The sequence below is a fragment of the Methylobacterium brachythecii genome, assembly GCF_014196345.1.
GTDB classification, from domain to species: domain Bacteria; phylum Pseudomonadota; class Alphaproteobacteria; order Rhizobiales; family Beijerinckiaceae; genus Methylobacterium; species Methylobacterium brachythecii.
This window is the reverse complement of the sequence record NZ_JACIDN010000009.1, coordinates 98,636-121,541: the sequence shown is the minus strand read 5'-3', so window position 1 is coordinate 121,541 and position 22,906 is coordinate 98,636. Positions and strand designations below refer to the sequence as shown.

21 protein-coding genes are annotated in these 22,906 nt (G+C 69.6%); 12 read left to right on the top strand and 9 right to left on the bottom strand.

Going from position 1 to position 22,906, the window contains the following annotated elements; all coding sequences use genetic code 11:
- Positions 1 to 49: 49 nt before the first annotated feature.
- On the bottom strand, positions 50 to 382 hold the full coding sequence (locus GGR33_RS21595; protein ID WP_246413362.1) for an Hpt domain-containing protein: 333 nt from the start codon (positions 380 to 382) through the stop codon (positions 50 to 52).
- A gap of 288 nt (positions 383 to 670) precedes the next feature.
- On the opposite strand from GGR33_RS21595, the gene GGR33_RS21590 reads away from it, so the two are divergent.
- The gene (locus GGR33_RS21590; RefSeq protein ID WP_183509308.1) at positions 671 to 6,772 is read left to right on the top strand and encodes an apolipoprotein A-IV repeat region-like domain-containing protein; all 6,102 of its coding nucleotides are present in this window, start codon (positions 671 to 673) and stop codon (positions 6,770 to 6,772) included.
- A 143-nt stretch (positions 6,773 to 6,915) separates the two neighbouring features.
- Here the strand turns inward: GGR33_RS21590 and GGR33_RS21585 are convergent, their stop codons facing one another.
- From GGR33_RS21585 to mgtE, 5 genes are all read right to left on the bottom strand, one after another.
- Positions 6,916 to 7,314, bottom strand: coding sequence for a PIN-like domain-containing protein (locus GGR33_RS21585; RefSeq protein ID WP_183509305.1), 399 nt, complete (start codon positions 7,312 to 7,314; stop codon positions 6,916 to 6,918).
- Positions 7,311 to 8,012, bottom strand: a complete 702-nt coding sequence (locus GGR33_RS21580; protein ID WP_246413361.1) for a hypothetical protein — start codon at positions 8,010 to 8,012, stop codon at positions 7,311 to 7,313. The genes GGR33_RS21585 and GGR33_RS21580 overlap by 4 nt, the downstream gene beginning before the upstream one ends.
- Positions 8,013 to 8,082: 70 nt before the next feature.
- A complete protein-coding gene (locus GGR33_RS21575; RefSeq protein ID WP_183509296.1) occupies positions 8,083 to 8,523 on the bottom strand; it encodes a DUF1489 family protein in 441 nt (146 codons plus the stop codon).
- Positions 8,524 to 8,572: 49 nt separating this feature from the next.
- A complete protein-coding gene (locus tag GGR33_RS21570; RefSeq protein ID WP_183509291.1) occupies positions 8,573 to 9,376 on the bottom strand; it encodes a hypothetical protein in 804 nt (267 codons plus the stop codon).
- Between the two features lie 112 nt (positions 9,377 to 9,488).
- Complete coding sequence (gene mgtE, locus GGR33_RS21565) at positions 9,489 to 10,862, bottom strand: magnesium transporter (protein ID WP_183509285.1); 1,374 nt, start codon at positions 10,860 to 10,862, stop codon at positions 9,489 to 9,491.
- A gap of 361 nt (positions 10,863 to 11,223) precedes the next feature.
- Between mgtE and GGR33_RS21560 the strand changes: the two genes are divergently transcribed.
- Positions 11,224 to 11,766 (top strand): GlcG/HbpS family heme-binding protein, encoded by a 543-nt coding sequence (locus tag GGR33_RS21560; protein ID WP_183509275.1) that lies wholly within the window; start codon positions 11,224 to 11,226, stop codon positions 11,764 to 11,766.
- Between the two features lie 2 nt (positions 11,767 to 11,768).
- On the opposite strand, the gene GGR33_RS21555 is transcribed toward GGR33_RS21560, so the two are convergent.
- The 3 genes from GGR33_RS21555 to arsH all read right to left on the bottom strand — a co-directional run bounded on the left by GGR33_RS21555 (position 11,769) and on the right by arsH (position 14,614).
- The gene (locus tag GGR33_RS21555) at positions 11,769 to 12,341 is read right to left on the bottom strand and encodes a c-type cytochrome (protein ID WP_183509271.1); all 573 of its coding nucleotides are present in this window, start codon (positions 12,339 to 12,341) and stop codon (positions 11,769 to 11,771) included.
- A complete protein-coding gene (locus GGR33_RS21550) occupies positions 12,338 to 13,621 on the bottom strand; it encodes a PQQ-dependent sugar dehydrogenase (protein WP_246413359.1) in 1,284 nt (427 codons plus the stop codon). Before GGR33_RS21550 ends, GGR33_RS21555 begins: the two co-directional genes overlap by 4 nt.
- A 246-nt stretch (positions 13,622 to 13,867) precedes the next feature.
- Positions 13,868 to 14,614, bottom strand: a complete 747-nt coding sequence (arsH, locus tag GGR33_RS21545; protein ID WP_183509267.1) for an arsenical resistance protein ArsH — start codon at positions 14,612 to 14,614, stop codon at positions 13,868 to 13,870.
- 50 nt (positions 14,615 to 14,664) lie between these two features.
- Between arsH and GGR33_RS21540 the strand changes: the two genes are divergently transcribed.
- The 10 genes from GGR33_RS21540 (at position 14,665) to GGR33_RS21495 (ending at position 22,906) form a co-directional block, all read left to right on the top strand.
- Complete coding sequence (locus GGR33_RS21540) at positions 14,665 to 15,024, top strand: ArsR/SmtB family transcription factor (protein WP_183509255.1); 360 nt, start codon at positions 14,665 to 14,667, stop codon at positions 15,022 to 15,024.
- Between the two features lie 318 nt (positions 15,025 to 15,342).
- The gene (locus GGR33_RS21535; RefSeq protein ID WP_183509250.1) at positions 15,343 to 15,534 is read left to right on the top strand and encodes a hypothetical protein; all 192 of its coding nucleotides are present in this window, start codon (positions 15,343 to 15,345) and stop codon (positions 15,532 to 15,534) included.
- 165 nt (positions 15,535 to 15,699) lie between these two features.
- The gene (locus tag GGR33_RS21530; protein ID WP_183509246.1) at positions 15,700 to 16,986 is read left to right on the top strand and encodes an MFS transporter; all 1,287 of its coding nucleotides are present in this window, start codon (positions 15,700 to 15,702) and stop codon (positions 16,984 to 16,986) included.
- A 175-nt stretch (positions 16,987 to 17,161) separates the two neighbouring features.
- Positions 17,162 to 18,307 carry an ABC transporter permease gene (locus GGR33_RS21525; protein ID WP_183509241.1) on the top strand — a complete coding sequence of 382 codons (1,146 nt, stop codon included), beginning with the start codon at positions 17,162 to 17,164 and terminating at the stop codon, positions 18,305 to 18,307.
- Between the two features lie 89 nt (positions 18,308 to 18,396).
- Complete coding sequence (locus tag GGR33_RS21520; RefSeq protein ID WP_425488808.1) at positions 18,397 to 19,170, top strand: ABC transporter ATP-binding protein; 774 nt, start codon at positions 18,397 to 18,399, stop codon at positions 19,168 to 19,170.
- A 73-nt stretch (positions 19,171 to 19,243) separates the two neighbouring features.
- Positions 19,244 to 20,326 carry an MlaD family protein gene (locus GGR33_RS21515; protein ID WP_183509233.1) on the top strand — a complete coding sequence of 361 codons (1,083 nt, stop codon included), beginning with the start codon at positions 19,244 to 19,246 and terminating at the stop codon, positions 20,324 to 20,326.
- Positions 20,327 to 20,484: 158 nt separating this feature from the next.
- Positions 20,485 to 21,069, top strand: a complete 585-nt coding sequence (locus tag GGR33_RS21510) for an ABC-type transport auxiliary lipoprotein family protein (protein ID WP_183509849.1) — start codon at positions 20,485 to 20,487, stop codon at positions 21,067 to 21,069.
- Positions 21,070 to 21,089: 20 nt separating this feature from the next.
- Positions 21,090 to 21,410, top strand: coding sequence for a hypothetical protein (locus tag GGR33_RS21505; RefSeq protein ID WP_183509230.1), 321 nt, complete (start codon positions 21,090 to 21,092; stop codon positions 21,408 to 21,410).
- 175 nt (positions 21,411 to 21,585) lie between these two features.
- Positions 21,586 to 22,287, top strand: coding sequence for a guanitoxin biosynthesis heme-dependent pre-guanitoxin N-hydroxylase GntA (gntA, locus tag GGR33_RS21500; protein ID WP_183509226.1), 702 nt, complete (start codon positions 21,586 to 21,588; stop codon positions 22,285 to 22,287).
- Entirely contained in the window at positions 22,277 to 22,906 is a 630-nt protein-coding gene (locus GGR33_RS21495) for a DUF1989 domain-containing protein (protein WP_183509221.1), read from the top strand. The genes gntA and GGR33_RS21495 overlap by 11 nt, the downstream gene beginning before the upstream one ends.

The window sequence follows — 22,906 nt, the reverse complement described above, 5'->3', positions numbered from 1 at the left end:
TTCGTGCGCCTACGTCGCATGGCGGACGCGCATGACGCCCCGCGACGCTTCAGCTGGTCGCGTCGAGCGCGGCCAGCGTGGCCGCGACGGCCTCGGCGAGCGCCAGCGCCCGGCCCGGCGAGACATCGCTGCCCACGCGCAGCGCATCCTCGGTCTCGGCGGCGCGGGCGGCGACCCGCGATGCGCCGACGCCGAGGGCCGAGCCCTTCAGGGTATGGGCGAGATCGGCCCGGTCGGCCTCCGATCGCCCGGGGTCGGCAACGCCCGGCAGCAGGCTGCGGCACTGGTCCGCGAACAACCCGAGAAGCTCCCGAGCCAGCGCTTCGTCACCGAAGGTCTGGGCGTCGAGATGGTCCCGATCGAGCAGCGTTTCGTCGCTCAAGTCCGTCTCCCGACTCGTTTTTCCGGATCGCGTTATGAATTTCGGCCGAGCTGTCCACAGCGGCGCTTCTGCCCGTCCGCACGGTTTAAGCGTTGGCGTGCCGAGAGATAAGTCCTCCCATCGGGCGCCCTGGCCGGCTTGGTAACCATTCCGTTAAGGTTTTTCCTCGCTCCCGCAGCGCTTGGGTATCCGGCACGGGGTACGGGGACTAAACTTCCAGGCAATACGGGTAATTTCGTCTTCGCTTGGCCGTTAGCCGGGCGAAGGGGATGCGTAACGAGGCGTCGCATGGCCACCGAGAAGAAGCTGAAAGATCCCGCAGAGGCCGCCCTCTCCGCGATCGAGCAGGCCCTCGCCCTGGACATGTCGAAGCTCGACCTGTCCGCCGAGGGCCAGGCGCGCGGCTCCTTCGAACCGCCGATGGGGCTGCCCCTGGCGGGCGATGAGGGCAACGCGGCCTCCGACCGTCTCGAACCGCGCATGCCCGACGTCGGCGACAACGACCCGCTCTCAGAGCCGGGGGGCCGCGTCGCCCCCCCTCCCCTGGATTTCGGCCGGGATGCCGGCCAGCCCGAGCGCGCCCGCTCCCGCCATGAGGGCGGATTGCTGCCGCCGGACCGCTCGCTCGTCGCCAACGATGACCGACAGAGCATCGGCGCTCTGCAGCAGACGCTTCGCGTGCGCCCTTCGCGCAAGCCCTACATCTATGCCGCCATCCTCTCCTTCGTCTGGCTCAACGGCCTGATCGCGCTGGCCTGGAACCAGTCCGGCGGCGATCTCAAAAGCTATCTCACCGGCCTCACCGCCCTGCAGACCGCCGTCGGTGCCACGGCCCTGGCCGGCCCGATCGTGCTGTTCCTGATCACGGCGATGCTCGCGGTGCGCGCCCAGGAGATGCGCCTCGTCGCCCGTGCAGTGGGCGAGGTCGCCCTGCGGCTCGCCGAGCCCGAGAGCTTCTCGACCGATGCCGTGCTGACCATGTCGCAGACCGTGCGCCGCGAAGTGGCGGCCGTCGGCGACGGCGTCGAGCGGGCGCTGGCCCGTGCCGGCGAGCTGGAAACTCTGGTGCGCGGCGAGATCGCCACGCTGGAGCGCGCCTATTCCGACAACGAGATCCGCATCCGCACCCTGGTCGACGAGCTGGTCGCGCAACGTGAATCCATCGTGGCCAATGCCGAGCGCGTGCGCGGCGCCATCACCGGCTCGCACCAGAACCTCAGCCAGGAGCTCGAGGGCGCGGCCGAGCGTATCGTCAGCGCGGTCACCGGCGCGGGCGATCGCGTCACCGGCGCCCTGGAGAGCCGCGGCGAGGCCATCACCGGCGCGCTCGGCGAGGCCGGCGACCGCGTGGTCGGCCTGGTCTCGACGCGTGGCGACGAACTGATCGCGCGCCTGCTCTCGACGAGCGAGAGCGTGCGCGCCGGCATCGTCGAATCCGGCGACGCCATGACCCGGTCGTTCGAGACCCGGGCCACCGAGGTCGCCCATGCCTTCGAGGCGGCGAGCGGCAACCTGACTGCGAGCCTGACGGATACCGGAACCACCGTCATCGACAGGCTCGACCGCCAGGGCGGCGAGATCCGCCAGGCCTTCGAGCGCTCGGCGCAGGGTCTCGAGGCGGCCTTCCTGTCGCGCGGCGGCGAGCTGTCCGAGCGCTTCGCGGCGACCGGCTCCGACATCACCGCGCGTTTTGCCGAGACCGGCGACGCCTTCCGCCGCGACTTCACCGCGGCCGGCGTCTCCCTGACCGACGACATCTCGGCCCGCGGCGCGGCGCTGCGCGGCGAGATCGAGGCGGCCGGCGCCGGCGTCTCCGACACGATCGAGGCCCGCGGCCGCGACGCGCAGGCGGCGCTTGCCCTCACCGCGAGCGGCGTCGTCGAGGCCTTCACGGCCCGTGCGGGCAGCGTGCGCGACGAGCTGGCGGCCTCCGTCGAGCAGATCGCCGGCCATATCGGCGAGCGCGGCGCGGAGCTGGCCGGCCGGATCGAGACGGTGGCCCATCGCCTGCACGAGACCGTCACCGTCCATGGTCGCGAACTCGGCGACGGCCTCGACGCCTCGGCGATGCGCGTGAGCGAGCTGATGACCCAGCGCGGCCGCGATGCCGCCGCCGAGGTCGATGCGGCGCTTGGCCGGATCGGCACCAGCTTCGATGGTCATGCCGGCGAAGCGGTCGCCCGCTTCCGCGACGCCGCCGACGGCGCCGGCGGCGCGGTCGTCCAGCGGCTCGCCGCCGCCACCCTTCGCTTCGAGGAAGCCTCGCAGGGCCTGCGTCAGGCCGCCGACGACTCGGCCGGCCATGTCGAGGCCCGCACGGTTCAGATCGTCGAACGCTTCCGGCAGGCTTCGCAGGGCGTGGCCGGCGAGATCGGCGATCAGGCCGATGCCTCGCTCCAGGCCGTCGAGACTGCGATCGGCCGGCTCGGCGAGCAGCTCACCGCCCGCGCCCAGGAGGCGACCGCCTCCCTCGCCTTGGCCTCGGCCGGCGCCAACGAGGCGCTCACCGCCCGCATCGGTGAGTTGGAGACGAGCTTCGGCAGCCACGGCAGCAGCCTGACCGGCCTGCTCTCCAACCATGCCGACGAGGCCCAGAACCGCCTCGCCACCGCCGGCCGCGACATCGTACTGGCCATGACCAGCCAGGCCGCCCGCATCAACGACGTCCTGACCCGCAGCGGCACCGCCTTCGCCGAGACTGCCGACACCCGCGCCCGTGCCATCGACGACGTCCTCGCCGACCGCCTCGCCGCCCTGCAGGAGACCATCGCGCGCGGCGACATCCTCGCCGACAAGATCTCTCGCGATACCGGTACGCTCAGCGGCGCGGTCGAGGGCCAGCTCGAACGGATGGACCGGATCATCTCGGTCCAGGGCAAGTCGATCGCCGACAGCATCGCCGAGCGCACCCAGGCCCTCGACGAGACCCTCACCGCCCGTGCCGGCGAGATCGGCGAGCGCATCGACCTCCGCACGACCGCTCTCGTCACCCGCCTCGACGAGAGCACCGGCCGGATTGATACCGGGGTCATCAGCCGCCTCGATGCCGCCGGCAGCAGCCTGGATCAACGCATCCGGCGCTTCGACGAGACCATCGGCGCCCGTGCCGACGACCTCGGCGCGCGCTTCGACCGCCAGACCTCCGAGCTCGTCGCCCGCCTCGACGAGAGCGCCGGCCGCTTCGACACGGGCGTGCTCAGCCGTCTCGACGCCGTCGGCACCACCCTGGAGGAGCGCGCCCGCGCCCTCGACGAGACCCTCGACGCCCAAGCGGTCGACGCCGTCCGCCTGATCGAGGCACGCCTGCGCACCGCCACCGAGGATCTGGCGAACCGCACCCGCGACATCGTCGCCTTCGTCGAATCGCGCAGCAGCGGCACCAGCGAGGCGCTGGCCGGCCATGCCGACGCGATCCGCCGCGCCTTCGACGAGCGCACCCAGAGCCTGGAGCACCTCTTCGACGAGCGTACCGCCGCCGTGGCCTCGACCATCGACGAGCGCGGCGGCCTGGTCGTCGGCTCGCTGAGCGGTCGTCTCGGCGAGATCTCGCGCCTGCTGGACGACGGCGGCGCTTCGATCTCCCAGGCGCTGGACGAGCGCAGCCGCACCATCCTGTCGAGCCTGCGCGCCATCGTGGACGAGGCCGATCAGCTGCTCGGCGACGGAGCCGGTCGCCTCGGCGAGGCCGTCACCGCCCGCACCGACGAGATCCGCCACCTGCTCGATGCCCGCACGGAGGTCTTCCGCGACAGCATCGACGAGCGCGTCCACGGCATCCGCTCCGTGCTCGACGGCCATGCCGGCGAGATCCGCGAGCTGCTCGACGGCCACGCCAGCACGATCGGCGAAGGCTTCGACAGCCGGATCCGTCCGCTGCACGAGGGGCTGGCCGACAAGGCCCGCGAGTTCCTGGCCGTGGTCGAGGCCGGCCTCGGCCACACCACCGGCGCCATGGAGCAGCGCACCAACGCGCTCGCCTCGATGTTCGACGAGCGTCTCGACCGGCTCGACGGCCTGTTCGAGAGCCGCGCCGCCGCGCTCGCGCTGCAGGTCGACGAGCGCGCCGAAGCGATCACCGGCGTGTTCGAGAACCGCAGCCAGGACTTCACCTCCCGGATCGACAACCGGATGAAGACCTTCGCCACGCTGGTCGCCTCGCGCGCCGACGCCCTGGCCGACGCCTTCGACGAGCGCCACGAAGCCTTCGCGACCTTGGTCGACGAGCGCACCGCCAAGACCATCGCCGCCATCGACGAACGCGTCGGCAAGCAGGCGGCCCTGGCCGAGGCGCATGCCACCGCGCTCGCCCAGGTGCTCGACCAGCGCAACGAGGCCGTCGCCGCGCTCATGGAGAGCCGCAACGCTGCGGTTGCCGAGCAGATGCGCCAGCGGACCGAGGCTGCCGCCGGCCTGATCGAGGCGAGCGTCGAGGATTTGGCGCGCCGTCTCGACGGCAGTGCCGAGACCGTCGGCCGCATGATCGAGGGCGGCACCGCCTCGCTCGTCGAGACCATCGACGGCCGCGGCCGCGCGGTGATCGACGGCATCGCCAACCACACCGACCGCCTGCGCCGCACCGTCGACGGGCCGGCCGCGGCGGTCGCCGCCGCCCTGCACGAGCGCGGACAGGCCATCGAGCGGGCGCTCGCCGAGCACGGCACGCCGCTGGTGGAAGCCCTGCGCGAGCGCGCCGACGAGTTCGTCGCCCGCACCGGCGAATCCGCCGAGTCCCTGCGCCAGGCGATCGAGGAGGGTGCGTCACGCTCCACCGCCACGCTCACCCAGGCCAACGAGACGCTGGGGCGCAGCCTCGGCAGCGTGCTCACCCGGATCGAGGGCGCCAACAGCGCCATGCGCGAACTGGTCTCCGGCACGGAGGGCAATCTCGGCGCGATCGAGCAGGGACTGGCCGGCCGGGTCGACCAGATCCAGACGGCGCTCGCTCAGATCGCCGGCGAGACCAGCCGCGCCACCGACGGCGTGTCGAGCCAGGTCTCGGCCTTGCGCGAGGTCTCGCAGGGCGTGCTCACCGAGGCGGCTGCGCTCGCTGCCTCGCTCGATGCCCGCAGCCGCAGCCTCGGCGAACAGACGCAGGCCCATGTCGCGAGCCTGACCGGCGCCGCCGGCTCGATCGAGACGATTGAGGGCCGCCTCGCCGAGACCCTGCAGGCCCGCCACGGCGAGGTCGAGGGCGTGCTCGCCCGGATCGAGGAACGCTCAGCGGCCTTGGAGGCCCAGTCGGCGCAATTCTCGAAGAGCGTCGAGGACACCCTGCGCGCCGCCGAGGCCCGTGCGAGGGAGATCGGCGAGAGCCTGTCGCAGGCGGCGCAGGCCGCCGGCAGCAGCGTCGCCGGCGATTTCGAGCGCCTGCGCTCGGGCGCCGACGAGCAGAGCGAGCGCACCGTCGCCGCCGTGAAGACGACGATCGCCTCGGCCTCGGCCGAGATGACCCAGGCGCTCACCGCCGCCTCGTCCGGCTTCGGCGAATCCGTGGCCGCGATGAACGCCATGGCCGCCGAGATCCGCCGCGAGCTCGACGCCACCCGCGCCGAGATCCAGCGCGGCGTGCTCGAGATCCCGCGGGAGACCCAGGACCAGACCAGCGAGATGCGCCGGGTGGTCTCCGAGCAGATCGAGGCGCTCAACGCCCTGGCGAGCCTCGTCTCGCGCTCGACCCGCGGCGCCGACGTCGCCCTGCCGCAAGCGGTGGAGCAGCGCCGCGTGGCCGAGGCTGGACGCGCCAAGGCGGCCGAGCCAGCGGTGAGTGCGCCCGTTCAGGCCGCTCCGGCCTCGGCTCCCGTCCCTGCGTCCCCCCCGGCTCCGAGCGGCTTCCGGGTGACCTCTCCGGCCTCCCCCTCGGCTCCGTCACGACCGGCGGCCACGTCGGGCAATGCCGGCCCAGCCCGGCCGACCCAGGCGGCCGCCCGCACCGGCGGCAACCGCGGCTGGCTCTCCGACCTGCTGACCCGCGCCTCGCTCGACGAGGAGGACGAGGCCCCGGCAGCGGCCGCCGGCGCTGCGGCCTCGGCCGCTTCGCTCGCCAGCCGCACCACGCTGGACAGCATCTCCACGGACATCGCCAAGATGGTCGACCATCAGGCTGCGGTAGACCTGTGGAACCGCTACCGCCGGGGCGACCCGAACCTGTTCGACGGTCGCCTCTACACCGCCCAGGGCCGCCAGACCTTCCAGGACCTGAAGCAGCGCTACGCCCAGGACGGCGAGTTCCGCCGCACGGTCGACCGCTATGTCGGCGAGTTCGAGCGCCTGCTCGGCGAGGTCACCAAGAACGACCGCGACAGCAAGCGGGCCGACGCCTACCTCACCTCAGAGACCGGCAAGGTCTACACGATGCTGGCCCATGCCAGCGGGCGGTTCGACGGGATCTGACGGGGGCGGCCTGAGACCCGACCTACCCTGGCGCTTGCAAGAACGAAGAAGGGGCCGCGATCCGATCGCGGCCCCTTCTTCGTTCTGCGCCGATCGTGCCTCGGTTCGCCTGCTGCGGACGGGCGCACCGATCGACGAACCCATTATGATTTGAGCTGGCGAACACGCGTCCCATTGATGGGCAGCTCGAACATTGCGCCGCCTTCCACCGTTTCGGACAAGACTTCGAGCGCAGGCCAGACGGCTAGGATGCGTTCCATCTTCTTGACGACGGGCGCCTTGTGCACCGCTTTGGCGAGGAAGATTCCGACGAGCTTCGAGTTGCGAAAAGCGGTGTATTCGGCGTGATTGCGCGTGATCCGCCGGTCTTCCGAGATGACGATCCAGCGCCCTTCCCGGTTCAATCCGCTGATCCACTCGATGTCCGTCGCGGTCCGGGCGAACTTTTCGCTCAGAATGGCGATTTCGTGCTGATCTCTGAACAGCTCTCTCAGAGCCCGCGCGAGGGCCGGCGACATGTTGTGGTCGAAGAAGACCTTCACGCCGCTCGCAGGTCGGTTTCGAACTGCACGGCGTCGTTCACCACGCGCAGCGGGACGTCGTAGAGGAAAGCGACGCGCTTGGCCGATCCCTCGGCTGCCACGGCCTCCGCGAGCGCCACGGTCGGGACGCCATAATCGGTGGCGATCGGCTGGCCGAACGCCCGGGTCGGATCGATGACGATCGACGCTTTACCCTGGAACGGACGCCAGCGCGTCACAGCGTCATCGGTGATGTCGAGGTCCTTGAAGGTTCGCTCGATCGCGGCCTTGAACACGTATTGGCGGCGCTTGAGATCGAGCAGCTCGGTGTCCCCGCTGCGCTTCAGGCTATCGAGAAAGATCGTGCGCCCGTCGGTCTGGAATCGTCGCGTCGAGAACGGCCTGTCGTCCGACACACATTCGCGGGCGAATGTGATGCAGTTGCGGATCGTGAGAAGCCCGAGATCGGCGTCGAGAAAAGCCTTCACGAAGCGAAGCTCGATGAGATCGCGGAACCCGAGCTCATTGTGGTTTCCGAAACCGGGGAGCTCGGGCTCCCAGAGCGGAGGCATTTTTGTCTCGATGCCATCGCGCTTGTAACTGTATCCGCCTAGCCAGCGATTGATGTTGCGGCCTGGGATACGCAGCAGGCGCGCCGCCTCGGGGACAGTATAATAACCGATCCCGAGTGGCACACTCTCGACCGTAGGCGTGCGCATGTGTTGCGTCATGGCAAAGCGATAGCTGTCTGTGTGCGTCTTGACCACGGGCGCGCTGCCTTCCGATCCCTCAAATCAACCCGAGCGCCGCCAATTCCCGCCGCAGCGTTTCCGGCATCTCGGCGAGGTCGCCCGCGGTGGCGTGGTCGAGATCCTTCGGGGCATCGCGCTGGCGCAGGTAGCGCCAACCCTGAAAGGGGCGGCAGGGGCGGGGCGTCACCGGCTTCACTTCAGGGTCGAGTACGAGGTGGCAGCGGCCGATGCCGTCGGTGCCGGTGAAGGGCTCGATGGCGGTGATGGCTTGGCGGCAGAGCAGCGTCCCCTTGATCACCCAGTAGATCGAGCCCTTGCCGGCGATCTCTCGCTTGCGCTTGGGCACCATCCGGGTCGTGTGAAAGGTCCGCGGCTCCTCACCGAGGCTGATCATCTCGGCGCGCCTGCGGGCGATGTGGGCTTCGAGATCGGCGACCGAACCGGGTCCGACGGCAAGCTTGAGAAGGTGCAGAGCCATGCCGACTTATATGGCGCCGGCCGGCGAAACAGAGGCCGTTTTCGCCGCGTCAGGAGAACAGGGCGATCTTCTCTTCAATGCTGAGCCGGTCGAGATCGCCGAAGGCGAGGGCCAGGTCGTCGGCGTCGTCGGGCTCGGCGATGGCGGCGGGCGCCGCCGACTCGGCCTGGGTAGGCTCGGCCCCGGCCGCGCTCGGCACGAAATCGAGGTCGTCCTCTTCGGGCAGGGCCGGTGGCAGCGGGAGCGGCATCGGCGCGCTGGGCTCGTCCGACGCAACTTCCCGGCCGATCAGACCGCCGATCCGCGTCTCCAGGTCGCGCAGGGCGGCGACGGCGAGGCCGACGCGCTGGGTGGTCAGGTCCTGCGCCGAGCAGGCCGTGTAGATCGCCATGGCACGCCGGTCGAGCTCGTCGCAGAGCGCGCCCTCCGCGCCCTTCTCACGTAGACCCCAGGCGGCCTCCTGGATCGCTTCCGCCGCGCCGAGGATATCGGATGTCGTGCGCTCGGCCGTGCGAACCAGTGTGTCGAGGGTCTCGGGGGCGGTCGGGTGCCCCGCGCCGCCGCCCTCGGGCGACGCGACCACCGCGATGGCGACGCGCATGCGCCCGAGGCTCTCGGCCATCGCCGCGATCTCGCCCTGCAGGCCGTCCGATCCGGCGACGGTCTCGGCATCGCGGGTGACGACGCCCTCCAGTCGGTGGATCGCCTGCAGCAGCGTCTCGGTGTCGGCGCCGCGGTGGCGGCGGGCGAACTCTGCGAGGAAACGCCGGCCGCGCTCGGTCTCCGCCAGGGCGCCCTCGATGACGTCGTACTCGGTCTCGTCGATCTGCGAGGGCGAACCGGAACTCATCATCGAACGAACGTCCCTGTCGACCGGCGATCCGCTTGACGGCCGGTCCTACGTGCGGACGATTGTCGCCCAACGTGTTTAACGGGCGCTTACGTCGCGCGCGGGACCGTGTTTCTCACAGCAGCGTCCCCCGCAGGATGATCGCCGCGACGCCGAAATAGATCACCAGCCCCGAGACATCGACAAGCGTCGCCACGGCCGGGGCCGAGGCGCTGGCCGGATCGAAGCCGAGGCGCCGCAGCAGGAAGGGCAGCATCGAGCCGGTGAGCGAGCCGAAGGTGACGATGCCGACGAGCGCCGCACCCACCGTGAGTGCGACCAACCCCCAATGCTCGCCGTAATCGTGGAAGCCGAGCCATTGCCAGGCGGCGATGCGCGCCATTCCGAGACCGCCGAGGATCGCGCCGAGCGCGATGCCGGTGGGAAGCTCGCGGAGCGCCACGCGCCACCAGTCGCGCAGGCGCACTTCGTCGAGGGCCAGCGCGCGGATCAGCAGCGAGGTTGCCTGCGAGCCGGAGTTGCCCCCCGAGCTCATGATCAGAGGAATGAACAGGGTGAGCACGATCGCCTTCTCGAGCTCGTCCTGGAAGCCCTGCATGGCGGAAGCCGTCATCATCTCGCCGAGGAAGAGCACGGCGAGCCACCCTGCGCGCTTGCGCAGCATCTCGCCGAAGGAGATGCGCAGGTAGGGCTCGTCCAGCGCCTCCATGCCGCCGAAGCGCTGGACCTGCTCGGTCTGGCGCTGGATCATGGTGTCGATCACGTCGTCGACGGTGACGATGCCGATGAGATGCCCGGCGCCGTCGACCACGGGCACCGCGAGCAGGTCGTATTTCGAGATCAGCCGGGCGGCATCGTCCCGGTTCGCCATGGCCGAGACCGTCACCGGCCGCCGGCCCGCCGCCGCGGAGAGCACGCTCGCATCCGGCTCGGCCGAGATCAGCCGGCGCAGGGGCACGGCGGCGCGCAGGACGTGGCTCGCAGGGTCTAGGACATACACCGAATAGACCGTCTCCCGGGTGCGCTCGACCCGGCGGATGTGGTCGAGGACCTGCCCGACGGTCCAGTTGCCCGGCACGCTGACGAACTCCGTTGTCATGATCGAGCCGGCGCTCTCCTCCGGATAGGCGAGCAGCGCGCGCACCGTGCCCTGCGTCTCCGGATCGAGGCGCTCCAGGAGGTCGGAGCGGCCCGGCTCTTCCATCAGGCGGAAGACGTCGGCGAGCCGGTCGGCGGCCATGCCGGCGAGCAGCGGGCCGGCGCGGTCGCGCGGCAGCGCCTCGACGATCTCGACCACCTCGTCGAGGCCGGGCTGGTCGAGCACCTCGACGGCGCGCTCCGCCGTGAGGCCGAGGAGCACGGCGGCGGCCACCTCCGGCCGCTGCTCGTTCAGCGCCTCGACGATGTCGGGCGCGCTCTCCTCCCGCAGCCGTCTGGCGAGCGCGGCCGGATCGGTCACCGGATCGATCGGGGTGACGAGGTCGTTCATAGGCTCACCTTTCTGCCAGCCGCCTCCGGGCGGCGGGGGTGAGCCGATCCGCGAGATCAGGCCCCGGCAGCCGGAGACGGCATGGACGATCGACTGGGACTGTCGCTGGGCATGACGGGGATGGGTTGCGAAAAGGGCGCGACGCTCGTGTGACGGTGGCCGCGGGCGGACGGATGAGCCGATCGCCACCCTTCGTCAAGCCGTGCTGCGCGCCTGTCCCGCGAGGGCGTCGATCACTGAATTTTGCATACAGGAAAGGCCGCCGACGGCGTGCAGCCGCTACCCGGCATCGCTTCGCGACCTAGTCTCCTCCTCGCGCCATGCGCTCGCTCAGTAGCGCAGGCAGCGCAGGAGGAACCCGATGCCGTTCGCCCGTGCCCTGGCCTTGAGCCTGTTGATCTGCACCCCCGTCCTCGCGCAATCGCCGGAGCCGCCGAAGCCGGCAGCGCCGCCGCCGAACGCCCCGGCCGGCGGCACGCCGGAAAAAATCCCGTTCGGACTGCCCTACGGCGCGCCGATCGGCCTGGACCAGGCCAAGACCATCCTCGCGGCGGCCGAGGCCGAGGCGAAGAAGCGCGGCTGGCCGATGAACATCGCCGTGGTCGATACCCATGGCGAGCTGGTGCATTTCGCCCGGCTCGACGGGGCGCAGCTGCCCTCGATCATGATCTCGCAGCGCAAGGCGCGCACGGCGGCGCGTTGGCGCCGCGAGAGCCGGGTCTTCTTCAACACCTATGCGGCGGGCTCGGCCTATTACGGCACGCTCGATCCGGAACTCGCCGCCTCGCCGGGCGGCATCCCGCTGGTGCTCGACGGCAAGGTGATCGGCGGCATCGGCTGCTCCGGCGGCACCGGCGACCAGGACGCCACGATCTGCAAGGTGGGCGCCGATGCGCTCAAGTAAGCTCAGAGCGACGAGATATAGGCGGCGAGATCGGTGATCTCGTCGTCCTTCAGATCCTGCGCCGCCTCGTTCATCGCCGCGTCGTAGCCGGGCCGGGCGTTCGAGCGGTATCCGGTGAGCGCGGCGGCGAGGTATTCGCGCCGCTGCGCCCGGATGCGCGGCACCGCGTCCTGCCCGGTGAGGTCGGGGCCGTGGCACGAGGTGCATTGGTGCTTGGCGAGGATGCCCTTGGCCCGCTCGGCGAGCGCCGCATCCGCCGCCGGCCCGGCCGCCTTGGCCGGAGGCAGGGCCGCGATGGCGTCGGCGAAGCCGCGCAGGTCGTCGTCCGACATCCCCTTCGCCATCTCGTTCATCGGCGGCGCGCTGCGCTGGCCCTCGCGGAACTGGAAGAGTTGCGTCACCACGTAATCGGCCCGCTGGCCCCCGAGCGAGGGCACGCCCTCGGTCGCGGAGGTGCCGCTCTCGCCATGGCAGCCGAGGCAGGCCGGCAGCCGCTCGGCCACCGTCTCGGCCCCCGCCCCTCCCGCCAGGAGGAGCGTCGAGGCCGCCAGCAGGCCTGCGAGGCCGCGCCTCATTTCCCGGTGCTCACGCGGTAGATCGCGCCGTTGAAATCGTCCGAGACCAGCATCGAGCCGTCCTTGATGAACAGCACGTCCACCGGCCGGCCGACGTACTTGTTGTCCTGCAGGAAGCCGGTGAGGAACGGCTCCACCGAGGCCACCTTCCCGTCCGTGCCGAGCTTGGCCACCACCACGTCGCCGCCGAGTTTTTGGGTGCGGTTCCAGGAGCCGTGCTGGGCGATGAAGATCTGGTTCTTGTAGGCCTCGGGGAACATGCCGCCCGTGTTGAAGCGCATGCCGAGCGAGGCGGTGTGCGGCCCGAGGAGCGCGGCCGGCGGCGTGAATTCGGAGCAGGAATGCCCCCAGCCGTATTCCGGATCGGTGAAGCTGCCCTGGTGGCAGAACGGGAAGCCGAAATGCTGCTTGCCCGGCTCGGTGAGCACGTTCAGCTCGTCGTTCGGAATGTCCTCCGAGACCCAGTCGCGGCCATTGTCGGTGAACCAGAGCTGCTTCGTCGCCGGGTTCCAGTCGAAGCCGACGGAGTTGCGCACGCCGCGGGCGATCACCTCGGCGTTCTTGCCGTCGAGGTCCATCCGCCGGATCTGGGCGTGGGTCTCGGGCGGCATGTTGATGTTGCCCGGCGCGCCGACCGGCACATAGAGCTTGTTGTCCGGCCCGATGGCGATGAACTTCCAGCCATGCGCCTCGTCCTTCGGCAGGTCGTCGTAGACCACCGTGCCCTTGCCCGGATCGTCGAGGTGCTTGGCGATGTCGTCGTAGCGCGTGATCTTCGAGAGTTCGGCGACGTAGAGCGCCCCGTCATGCACCGCGACGCCGTTCGGCCGGTGCATCCCCGAGAACAGGGTTTTGACCACGCGCCGGCCCTCCGCATCGGGCTGCGGCAGCACGGCGTAGACCTTGCCGACGGTGCGGGTGCCGACGAAGACCGTGCCGTCCGGCGCCTGGACCATGGAGCGGGCATTGGCGAGCCCGCTGGCATAGACCTCGACCTTGAACCCGTCCGGCACCTTGAGCTTGTCGAGCGGCAGCTTGGCGGCCGCAGTGGCCAATGGCGGCCCGGCGACCGGCGCGAGCTTGGAGGCCCCCGCCCCGTCCGGCCGCCCGTAAAGCGCCGAGCCCTTGTCGACCGGCGCGGCCGCGGGCGCCGCAGCGGGCGCGGCGGGTGCCGCCGCCTTCGGGGCCGCCTCCTGCGCGAGGAGCGGCAGCGGCGCGAGCATCGCGGCTCCCAGGCTCGCGACCAGGGCGGCAAGGCCCACGGACAGGCTCGATCTCATGGCGTCACTCCCGATTCCAGGCCGACCTTCGCCGCAACCCGGTTGGGATACATTATTCAACCCCTGCGACGGTTTCGCCAAGGCGTGGGAGGGGGGCTCGCGGTTGTTTGATCGGGGTGGTGAACTGGTGGACGGCTTCGGCAATGCCGTATCACTGCTGCTGAATCGGGTCGGCTCCGCGCCTATCCGGGTCAATCGCGAGGGCACGAGGACTCGCCGCTTCTAAGAATAAGCGCGCTGGCAATCTTATCGCTTAACGAAGCCAATATCGGCAGCAGCGGCTTCCAGGCGCTTCGGTTCCCGCTCTTTCCGCTCGCTGTATCGATCCACGAGATAGTCGGCGCATTCGCGTGTTAGGAGCGTGAACTTCATCAACTCCTCGCACACGTCGACGACACGTTCGTAGAGCGGACCCGGCTTCATGCGGCCGGCCTCGTCGAATTCCTTGTAGGCCGTCGGCACCGATGACTGGTTCGGAATGGTGATCATCCGCATCCAGCGTCCGAGCACACGCAGCGCGTTCACGGCGTTGAAGCTCTGCGATCCGCCCGAGACCTGCATGACCGCGAGTGTACGCCCTTGCGTCGGACGCACCGAGCCCTCGCTGAGCGGCAACCAGTCGATCTGGCTCTTCATGACCCCAGTCAGGTTGCCGTGGCGTTCTGGGCTGACCCAGACCTGACCCTCGGACCAGATCGACAGGGACCGCAACTCCTGGACCTTCGGATGGTCGGCTGTGGCATCGTCCGGCAGCGGCAAGCCGTGAGCATCGTAGATGCGGACCTCGCCGCCCATCGCCTCCAGCAGACGAGCCGCCTCGTAGGCCAGAAAACGGCTGAACGAACGCTCGCGCAGCGATCCGTAGAGGATCAGAAAGCGCGGTGCGTGGGTGAAGGACGCCGTTGCGTGGGCGCGGTCGCTCGTCGGCACCTTGAAGTGCGCCTCGCTGAGGTTCGGAAGGCCATCGGCGAAAGGCTGCTCGGGCTTGTCCAAGAGGCTTGCTTCTTTTACGTTTCAACAATCGTTGAAGCAATGGATCAATTATGGACGAACGGCAAGCGGTTGCGGCCTTCGCGGCCCTTGGGCAGGAGAACCGGTTCCGGGTAGTCCGTGCTCTCGTTACCGCTGGGCCGGATGGCCTCGCTGCCGGCACGCTCGCGACCGAGATCGGCGTCTCGGCGACGAACCTGACCTTCCACCTGAAAGAGCTGTCCCATGCCGGGCTGATCCAGTCCCGGCGTGAGGGCAAGTCGGTCATCTACAGCGCCGCGTACGAGGGCCTATCCGACCTCATCGCCTTCCTTATGCGCGACTGCTGCCAGGGCCGACCCGAGGTCTGTGCCCCAGCTGTCGCTGCTCTTTCCGCTTGCAACGGCCCTCCAGGGGACGGCGCCCATGTCTGAGGCGTTCGACGTCGTCATTTACCACAACCCGGCATGCGAACGTCCCGCAACACCCTGGCGATGATCCGCAATGAGGGACGCTCCCTCCGGAAACACCGCGCCAGCAATCAAGTGTGCAGCGGATCACAGACATTGTAGAGATCGAATGAAAATCTGCGATCTGTATTCGCGGATATTGAACAGCAAGAAAAATTCGATCGATAGCGTGGCCGCGGATCGCCCGGTAACTGCGTCGCACTCGAGCGACGCAGCGTGTGTGTCACCTCGCGTAAATCCCCATCGCTCTCGCCGCCTCGCGGCGCATTGGAGGTTTTGGCTATGGCTACACTTCTTGCTCGCGGTTCTGTCCCCGCCACATCCAGCACGACCGGCAAGTACGGCCCGCGCGCCGGCACCATCCTGACGCTCGTCGTCTGTACGCTGGCGGCCCTGACGCTGCTGACGGTGTCCGTGCGCTACGGGATCACCGCGGATCCCATCCTCGAGCCCGTCGCGGCGGCCTCCGAGTAACGGGCCTGCGGCGCCTTCCCCGTCTGCCGGGTTCGGTGGAGCGGGTCGAACGAGTGGCCCGGGCGCGAGGTTCTTGCGCCCGGGCGCCGATGAACCACACGCGCCGCGCCGCGTGACGAGGGCAGGCCGTCCGTCTGCGCATGGACGAAACCGGGTCCGACGTGCATGCGTCCGGCCAGTCTCCGCCGCCCCGTCCCTGCCTTGCCCCCTGCCCCGCCCCCGCCCGGCCCGAGCGTCGCGCCCAACGCCTTCCGGCTGGCGCTGCTCTACACCGTGGTTTTCGTCGAGATCGGCATCGCGATGCCGTTCATGCCGGTCTGGCTAAACGCGCAGCATCTCGATGCCGGGCTGATCGGCGGGCTGCTGGCGCTGCCCATCGCCATCCGCATCGTCGCCACGGCGCCGCTGATGGGGCTGATCGACCGGGGGTTTTCCGCACGCACGCTCCTGCTCACCGGGAGCCTCGTGCTCGCCGCGACCTACGCGCTGATGCCGGCCGGCGCCGCCCTCGGCTGGGGCCTGCTCGCTGTTCTGATCGCGATCAACGCCGTGGCCGCCGCGCCGATGGTGGCGAGCATCGACTACCTGACGCTGGCCGCCGTGCGGCTCTCCGCCGAGGAGGAGAGCGCGGCGCAGGCCGGCGCAGGCCGGGCCGGGACCGCGCGCCCGAAGAGGCGGCTGGATTATCCGCGCATCCGCATGGCCGGCTCGATCGGGTTCCTGGGCGCGAACCTCGCCGGGGGCGCGCTGCTCGGGGTGCTCGGCGAGGCGTTCGCCGTGCCGCTGCTGCTCACCGGGCTGGCGCTGATCGCCTCTGCCGTCGCCTATGCCAGCCGGGACGTGGCGGGCGGCGCGGGCCGGGCCTCCCCCGGCACGGAGCGCCCTCGCCTGCCCCGCAAGCTGCGGCTGGCCATCGGCGCGGCGGCCCTGATCCAGGCGAGCCATGCGGCGATCTACGCCTTCGGCTCCATCGCCTGGAGCACGGCCGGGGTGCCGGGCGCCTGGATCGGCGCGCTCTGGGCCATCGGCGTCGCCGCAGAGATCCTACTATTCGCGGTGATCGGCCGGGTGCCGGCGCCGTGGCGCTCGCCCTTCCGGCTGCTGGCGCTCGGCGCCGCCGCCGCCATCCTGCGCGCCATCGGCATGGCCTGGGCCGGCGATTCCCTGCCCGCCCTGGTCGGCCTGCAGATGCTCCACGCCTTCACCTTCGGCGCCACGCATTTCGGCGCGATGAACGCCGTCTCGGCCTTCGCCCCCGACGGCGCCCGCGGCCGGGCCCAGGGCACCGTCAGCTCGGCCACGGCCCTGTGCTCGTCCCTGGCCACGCTCGGCTGCGGCGTGGTCTATCGGAGCGCCGGGCCGGCCACGACCTTCGCTCTGATGGCGCCGGTGGCTTTGGCCGGGCTCTGCCTCGTCGGATTCGCCGCCAGGGCCGCCCGGCGTGGCGGATGATGCTCCGGATGAGCGCGCGGATGCGCATGCGCGCCATGTTCGGCGTGTGCGTGGCGTGCGTGAGCACCGCCGTCAGCATGGGCCGGCTGCCGGGGAAGACACGCTTTGGTCACCATGTTGACCTCAAGGTGCAGGGCATTCCCGTCCCCGGGACGGATTCTGGAGACCGTTTTCCGTGCTGATCGAAGCCGGCACAGCCCGTCCCGATGCCGCCGGCGCCACGCCCGGCGCGGGCGGCACGATCGCGCTTACGGGCCGCTGGACCGCCGACCAGGGCCCCGCCGTCGAGCGCGCCGCGGCTGCCATCGCCTTGCAGGGAAAGGCGAATCCAATTCTGATCGACCTCGCCGGGATCGTCCGGCTCGACACGCTCGGGGCCTGGGTGCTGGAGCGGACGCGGGCCGAGATCGAGGCTGCGGGCGGGCAGATGGCCTATGCCAACCCACGGGCGGAACACAGGATTCTGCTCGGGGAGGTCGCGCTGCGGCCGGTCGAGCCGCCAGCGGTTCCCCGCGTCGGCCGCGTCTTCGGAATGCTCGACGGGATCGGCCGCAACATGGTCGTCGGCGGCCGCCAAGTGCTTGCCGGTGTGTCGTTTTTGGGCGAAGTCGTGGCTGCGATCGGCCGGGTTGCGCGGCGCCCGTCGAGCTTCCGTTTCACCGCTTTGGTCAACCAGCTCGAGGCCATCGCCTATCGCGGCGTGCCGATCATCGCGCTGATTTCCTTCCTCGTCGGTGGCATCGTTGCCCAGCAGGGCATCATCCAGCTCCAGCGCTTCGGCGCGCAGAGTTTCGTGGTGAACCTCATCGGCATCCTGGTGCTGCGCGAACTCGGCGTGCTCCTCACCTCGATCATGGTGGCGGGCCGCTCCGGCTCGGCCTTCACCGCCGAAATCGGCTCGATGCGCATGCGGGAAGAGGTCGACGCGTTGCGCGTCATGGGCCTCGATCCGATCGAAATCCTGATCGTTCCCCGTATCTTGGCGCTGATGATCGGCCTGCCGATCCTCGCCTTTCTCGCCAATCTCGCGGCGCTCGCCGGCGGCGGCGTCACGGCGATGATCTATGGCGGGCTGACCTCGGAGGGGTTCCTCTCGCGCCTGCAGGCGGCGGTGTCGGAGCACCATCTCTGGGTCGGCCTCGCCAAGGCGCCGTTCATGGCGCTGACCATCGGCATCATCGCGACGATCGAGGGCTTCGCTGTGGAGGGCTCGGCGGAGTCGCTCGGGCGCCACGTCACCGCCTCAGTCGTCAAGTCTATCTTCATGGTCATCGTGCTTGATGGATTGTTCGCGGTGTTCTTCGCCGCGATCGAATTCTGAGCGGAATCAGCGCCTTGCGCGCCGAATGTGAACCGGGACGCCGTTTGACCTCATCGCCTCGCCAGCCGGGCCGGGACGCCATCATCCGCGTGCGCGAGCTCGTGGTGGGCTTCGGCGCGCGCAATGTGATGAAGGGGCTCGACCTTGACATCTGGCGCGGCGAAATTTTGGGATTTGTCGGCCCCTCGGGGCAGGGCAAGTCGGTGCTCACCCGGACCATTCTCGGCCTGATCCAGAAGCGCTCCGGCACCATCGAGATCTTCGGTGAGAACGTCGACGGGCTGACGCTGAACCGCCGGCGCGAGCTGGAGAAGCGCTGGGGCGTGCTCTTCCAGCAGGGCGCCCTCTTCTCCGGCCTCACGGTGAAGCAGAACATCCAGATGCCGATGCGCGAGCACCTGAACCTGTCCGAGCGCCTGCTCGACGAGTTCGCCCGCCTCAAGATCGAGATGGTCGGCCTCAAGCCGGACGCGGCGGACAAGTACCCGTCCGAGCTGTCCGGTGGCATGATCAAGCGCGCGGCCCTTGCCCGCTCTCTGGCGCTCGACCCCGAGATCCTCTTTCTCGACGAGCCGACCTCCGGCCTCGATCCAATCGGCGCCGGCGAGTTCGACGAGCTCGTCGCCACCCTCAAGCAGACGCTCGGCCTGACCGTCTTCATGGTCACGCACGACCTCGACAGCCTTTACACGGCCTGCGACCGCATCGCGGCGCTCGGCGACGGCAAGATCATCGCCGAGGGGCCGATCGAGGCGATGCTGGCCAGCGACAATCCGTGGCTGCGCTCGTATTTCCACGGCAAGCGCGCCCGCGCGATCGTCCCGCGTTCCAGCGCGCCGTCTCCGGGCGTGGCCCATGCCTGAGCCTGTGCCCTACGCCCTCTCGTGTGCGATGCCGCACAGAACCTTTGCCGCTCATCGCGAGAAGGCCTGACCGATGGAGACCCGCGCCAACTACGCGCTGATCGGCGCCTTTACCATCGCAGTCGTGCTCGCCGGCTTCGGCTTCGCGTTCTGGCTCAGCGGCGGCTCACGCAGCGCCGCGAACCAGGCACTCCGCATCGTCTTCTCCGGCAGCGTCGGCGGCCTCGCCAAGGGCTCGACCGTGTCGTTCAACGGCATCAAGGTCGGTGAGGCCACGGATGTGCGCCTGCTGCCGCAGGATCCGCGCCGGGTGGTGGCCCTCGTCGAGGTGCTGCCCTCGACGCCGCTCCGCGCCGACACGCGTGCCCGTCTCGACTCGGCGATGCTGACCGGCGTCTCGCAGATCTCGCTCTCCGGCGGCAGCGCCGATGCGCCGCCCCTGAAGCCGGCCTCCGGCGACTCGATGCCGACGATCTTCGCCGATTCCTCGGACATCCAGGACATGATGGCCGCCGCGCGCCAGATCGCGCAGCGGGCCGACGACATGCTCTCGCGCCTGGACAAGGTGATCTCGAGCAACGAGGGCGCCATCAACCGCACGCTGGCGAACGTCGACACCTTCTCGAAGGCCCTCGCCGATGCAGGCCCGGCGATCGGTGGCCTGGTCAAGGCGATCGACGGTGAGAAGCTCAACCGCGTCATCGACAACGTCGACCGCTTCTCCACGGCGCTGGCGAATTCGAGCCCGAACATCGAGGCCGGCCTCACCGATGCCCGCGCGATGATGGCCAAGCTCAACTCCGCCTCCGACCAGATCGACGCGGTGCTGAAGGGTGCGCAGGGCTTCCTCGGCTCGGCCTCGGGCGAGCAGGGCTCCTCGACCTTCGCAGAGATCCGTGAGGCCGCGGTCTCGGTGCGCGACGCCGGCAAGGCCTTCCGCCTGCTCTCCGAAAACCTCGACAAGCGCACCGCCAACATCTCGTCGAGCGTGACCCGCCTCAGCGGGTCGAGCCGCCGCGAGGTCGAGGCCTTGGCGACGGACGGTCAGCGCACGTTGAACACCCTCAACCGCGCCGCCAAGAGTCTGGAGCGCGATCCGTCCCAGGTGATCTTTGGCGGAAAGCCCTCGTTGCCGGAATACAACGGTGGACGGTGAATGCAGCGCCAGTAGCCGAATGTGCCGCGGCGCACGGGCACCAGCTAAGCTTTGACGTATTTTAGTGGTGTGGGCCCTTCCCGGCCTTTGGATTGTGGACGACCTCGCCCATGACGACGGCCTCGACCTTCGCGTTCTCGGCGTTCCGCCGTGGCCCGATGCGGCTGCGTGCGGCCGGATTCGCGCTGGTCGCCGTCCTGGCTTCGGGGCTCGCCGGATGCGGGGGCGGGGCGACCCCGCTGACCTTCGACCTCGCCGCCGCGCCCGGCAACGCGCGCGCTGGCGGAGCGTCGCGCTCGATCGTCGTCGCCGAGCCGATCGGCCTGCAGACGCTCGAAGCCGACCGCATTCTGGTGCGCGAGTCGAACGGATCGCTGTCCTTCCTCGGGGGAGGGCAGTGGTCGGACCGGCTGCCGCGCCTGATCCAGACGCGCATCATCCAGAGCCTCGAAAATTCCGGACGTCTGCGCTCGGTGACGCGCCCCGGCGACAAGGTGGTCTCGGACTACCAGCTCGTCAGCGAGATCCGTGAGTTCGACATCGCCGCCGGCTCCCGCGAGGCCGTGGTCGACATCTCCGTCAAGGTGATCGCCGAGGGAAGCGGTCGGGTGGCCAATGCCCGTGTGTTCTCGGCCCGCGTCCCGGTCTCCGCAGTCGATGCCGGCAACGCCGCGGCCGGCCTCGATGCGGCTCTCGGTCGGGTGCTCGTCGACATCGTCCGCTGGGTGAATTCGGGCCGCTGATCGAAGCGGATGACCGGGCCTTGCCCGAGCCATCATCCCGCGAGGTCTGGCTCGAAGGTGCGGGTGGCGAGCGGCTCTGCGCGCTGATCAGCGGGGGCAGGGGCTGGCTGATGTTCCTGCGTGGACCGGACGATCCGGGCCTGAGCTCCCGCAATCCCGCCTATGACGCCCCTGGCGACGCGCTGGCCGACTTCACGCTGTCGAACGGTCAGCGGGACCAATATCCCCTATCCTGGACCTATCCGGTCGAGGTGATTGAACGCGCGCTCGACCATTTCCGGAGCACCGGCGCTCCGGCTCCCTTCATCGCCTGGCACGACGATGCGGAGCCCGAGGCGTAGCAGGTCGTCGGCGAGGCCCCGTCGGTGGCCGCGAATGGAAGCCCGGCAGACGGGCATCGCGGCGTCCTGTGGATAAGGCCTGTTCGGTACCGGACCTTATCGGAACGCGACTGGGCAGGTGTCGTTGCACGACTCCCAAGAGCCCCTCCCCGACCGATCGCCAGCACGGACCTCGATGCAGTTTCCCCGCAACGACCACGACCATGCGCAGGCCCGCGCGTTCCGCGACTTCATCGGCAGCAAGCCCTTCCCCTGCGTCGGCGCGAAATCCGCGGCCGCAAAGGGGCGCATGAAAGTCGTGGTGGCCCGCGACATCACCTCGGGCTGGGACGACATGCGGATCTACCCGGCATTGCTGGCCTTCATCGCGCGCTACCGCCGCGACCCGACTCTGTTCCAGAGCTTCGTGGTGGTGTTCGAGGGGCCGGACGATCTCTCCGAGGAGGCCTTCGAGCATCACCTCTGGAGCCGCGCGCAGTCGTTGTCCGACAAGGATTCATGGCTCGGTCAGCCCCTCGACGAGCGGGTGAATGGCGACCCGGGCAACCCGCATTTCTCGTTGAGCTTCGGTGGCGAGGCCTTCTTCATCGTCGGGCTCCACCCGCGGGCGAGCCGGCCGGCACGGCGGTTTTCGTCGCCGGCCCTTGTCTTCAACCTGCATGCCCAGTTCGAGCAACTGCGCGAGGAGGGCCGCTACGAGACCCTGCGCAGCTCGATCCTAGAACGGGACGAGGCGTTTGCCGGCTCGACCAACCCGATGCTCGCTCGCCATGGCGAGGCTTCGGAGGCGCGCCAGTATAGCGGCCGGGCGGTCGACGAATCCTGGAAATGTCCGTTCCAGGGCCGCGCCAAGGAAGCTGCGCTCGATGGCCGCTGAATGCCGCCACCGCGAGATCCCTCCCCGCTCCGGGACGGCCTTCACCCTGGCCAAGGGCGACCGGTTGAGCGTGATCGATCCGTGCGGTGAGCAGGTGGCCGACCTCCTCGCCTACAACCGCCACGACGTCGGCGAGGTGATCTCGTCCGGCCGCACCCTCGACTATGCGAGCCGGATCTACCTGACGACCGGCGATCCGCTCTACTCCAACCGCTCCAACGTGCTGCTGCGCATCGTCGAGGACACGGTGGGCCGGCATGACTTCCTGCTCACGCCATGCTCGGCCGACACGTTTCGCATCATCTACGGCGATGCCGATCCTCACCGCGGCTGCTTCGGCAACCTCGCCGCGGCGCTGGCGCCCTTCGGCATCGGGCCGGATGCCATTCCGGTGGCCTTCAACTGCTTCATGAACGTCCCGATCGATGCCGCTACGGGTGCCTTCACCGTCGAGCCGCCGTTGAGCAGGGCGGGGGACCGCATCGTGTTCGAGGCGGAGATGGACCTGATCATCGGGCTCACCGCCTGCTCGGCGCTGCAATCGAACGGCGGCAGCTTCAAGCCGATCCACTACGAGATCACGCGAAGCGGTTCGGCTTCACTGCCTTCGAATTTCTAA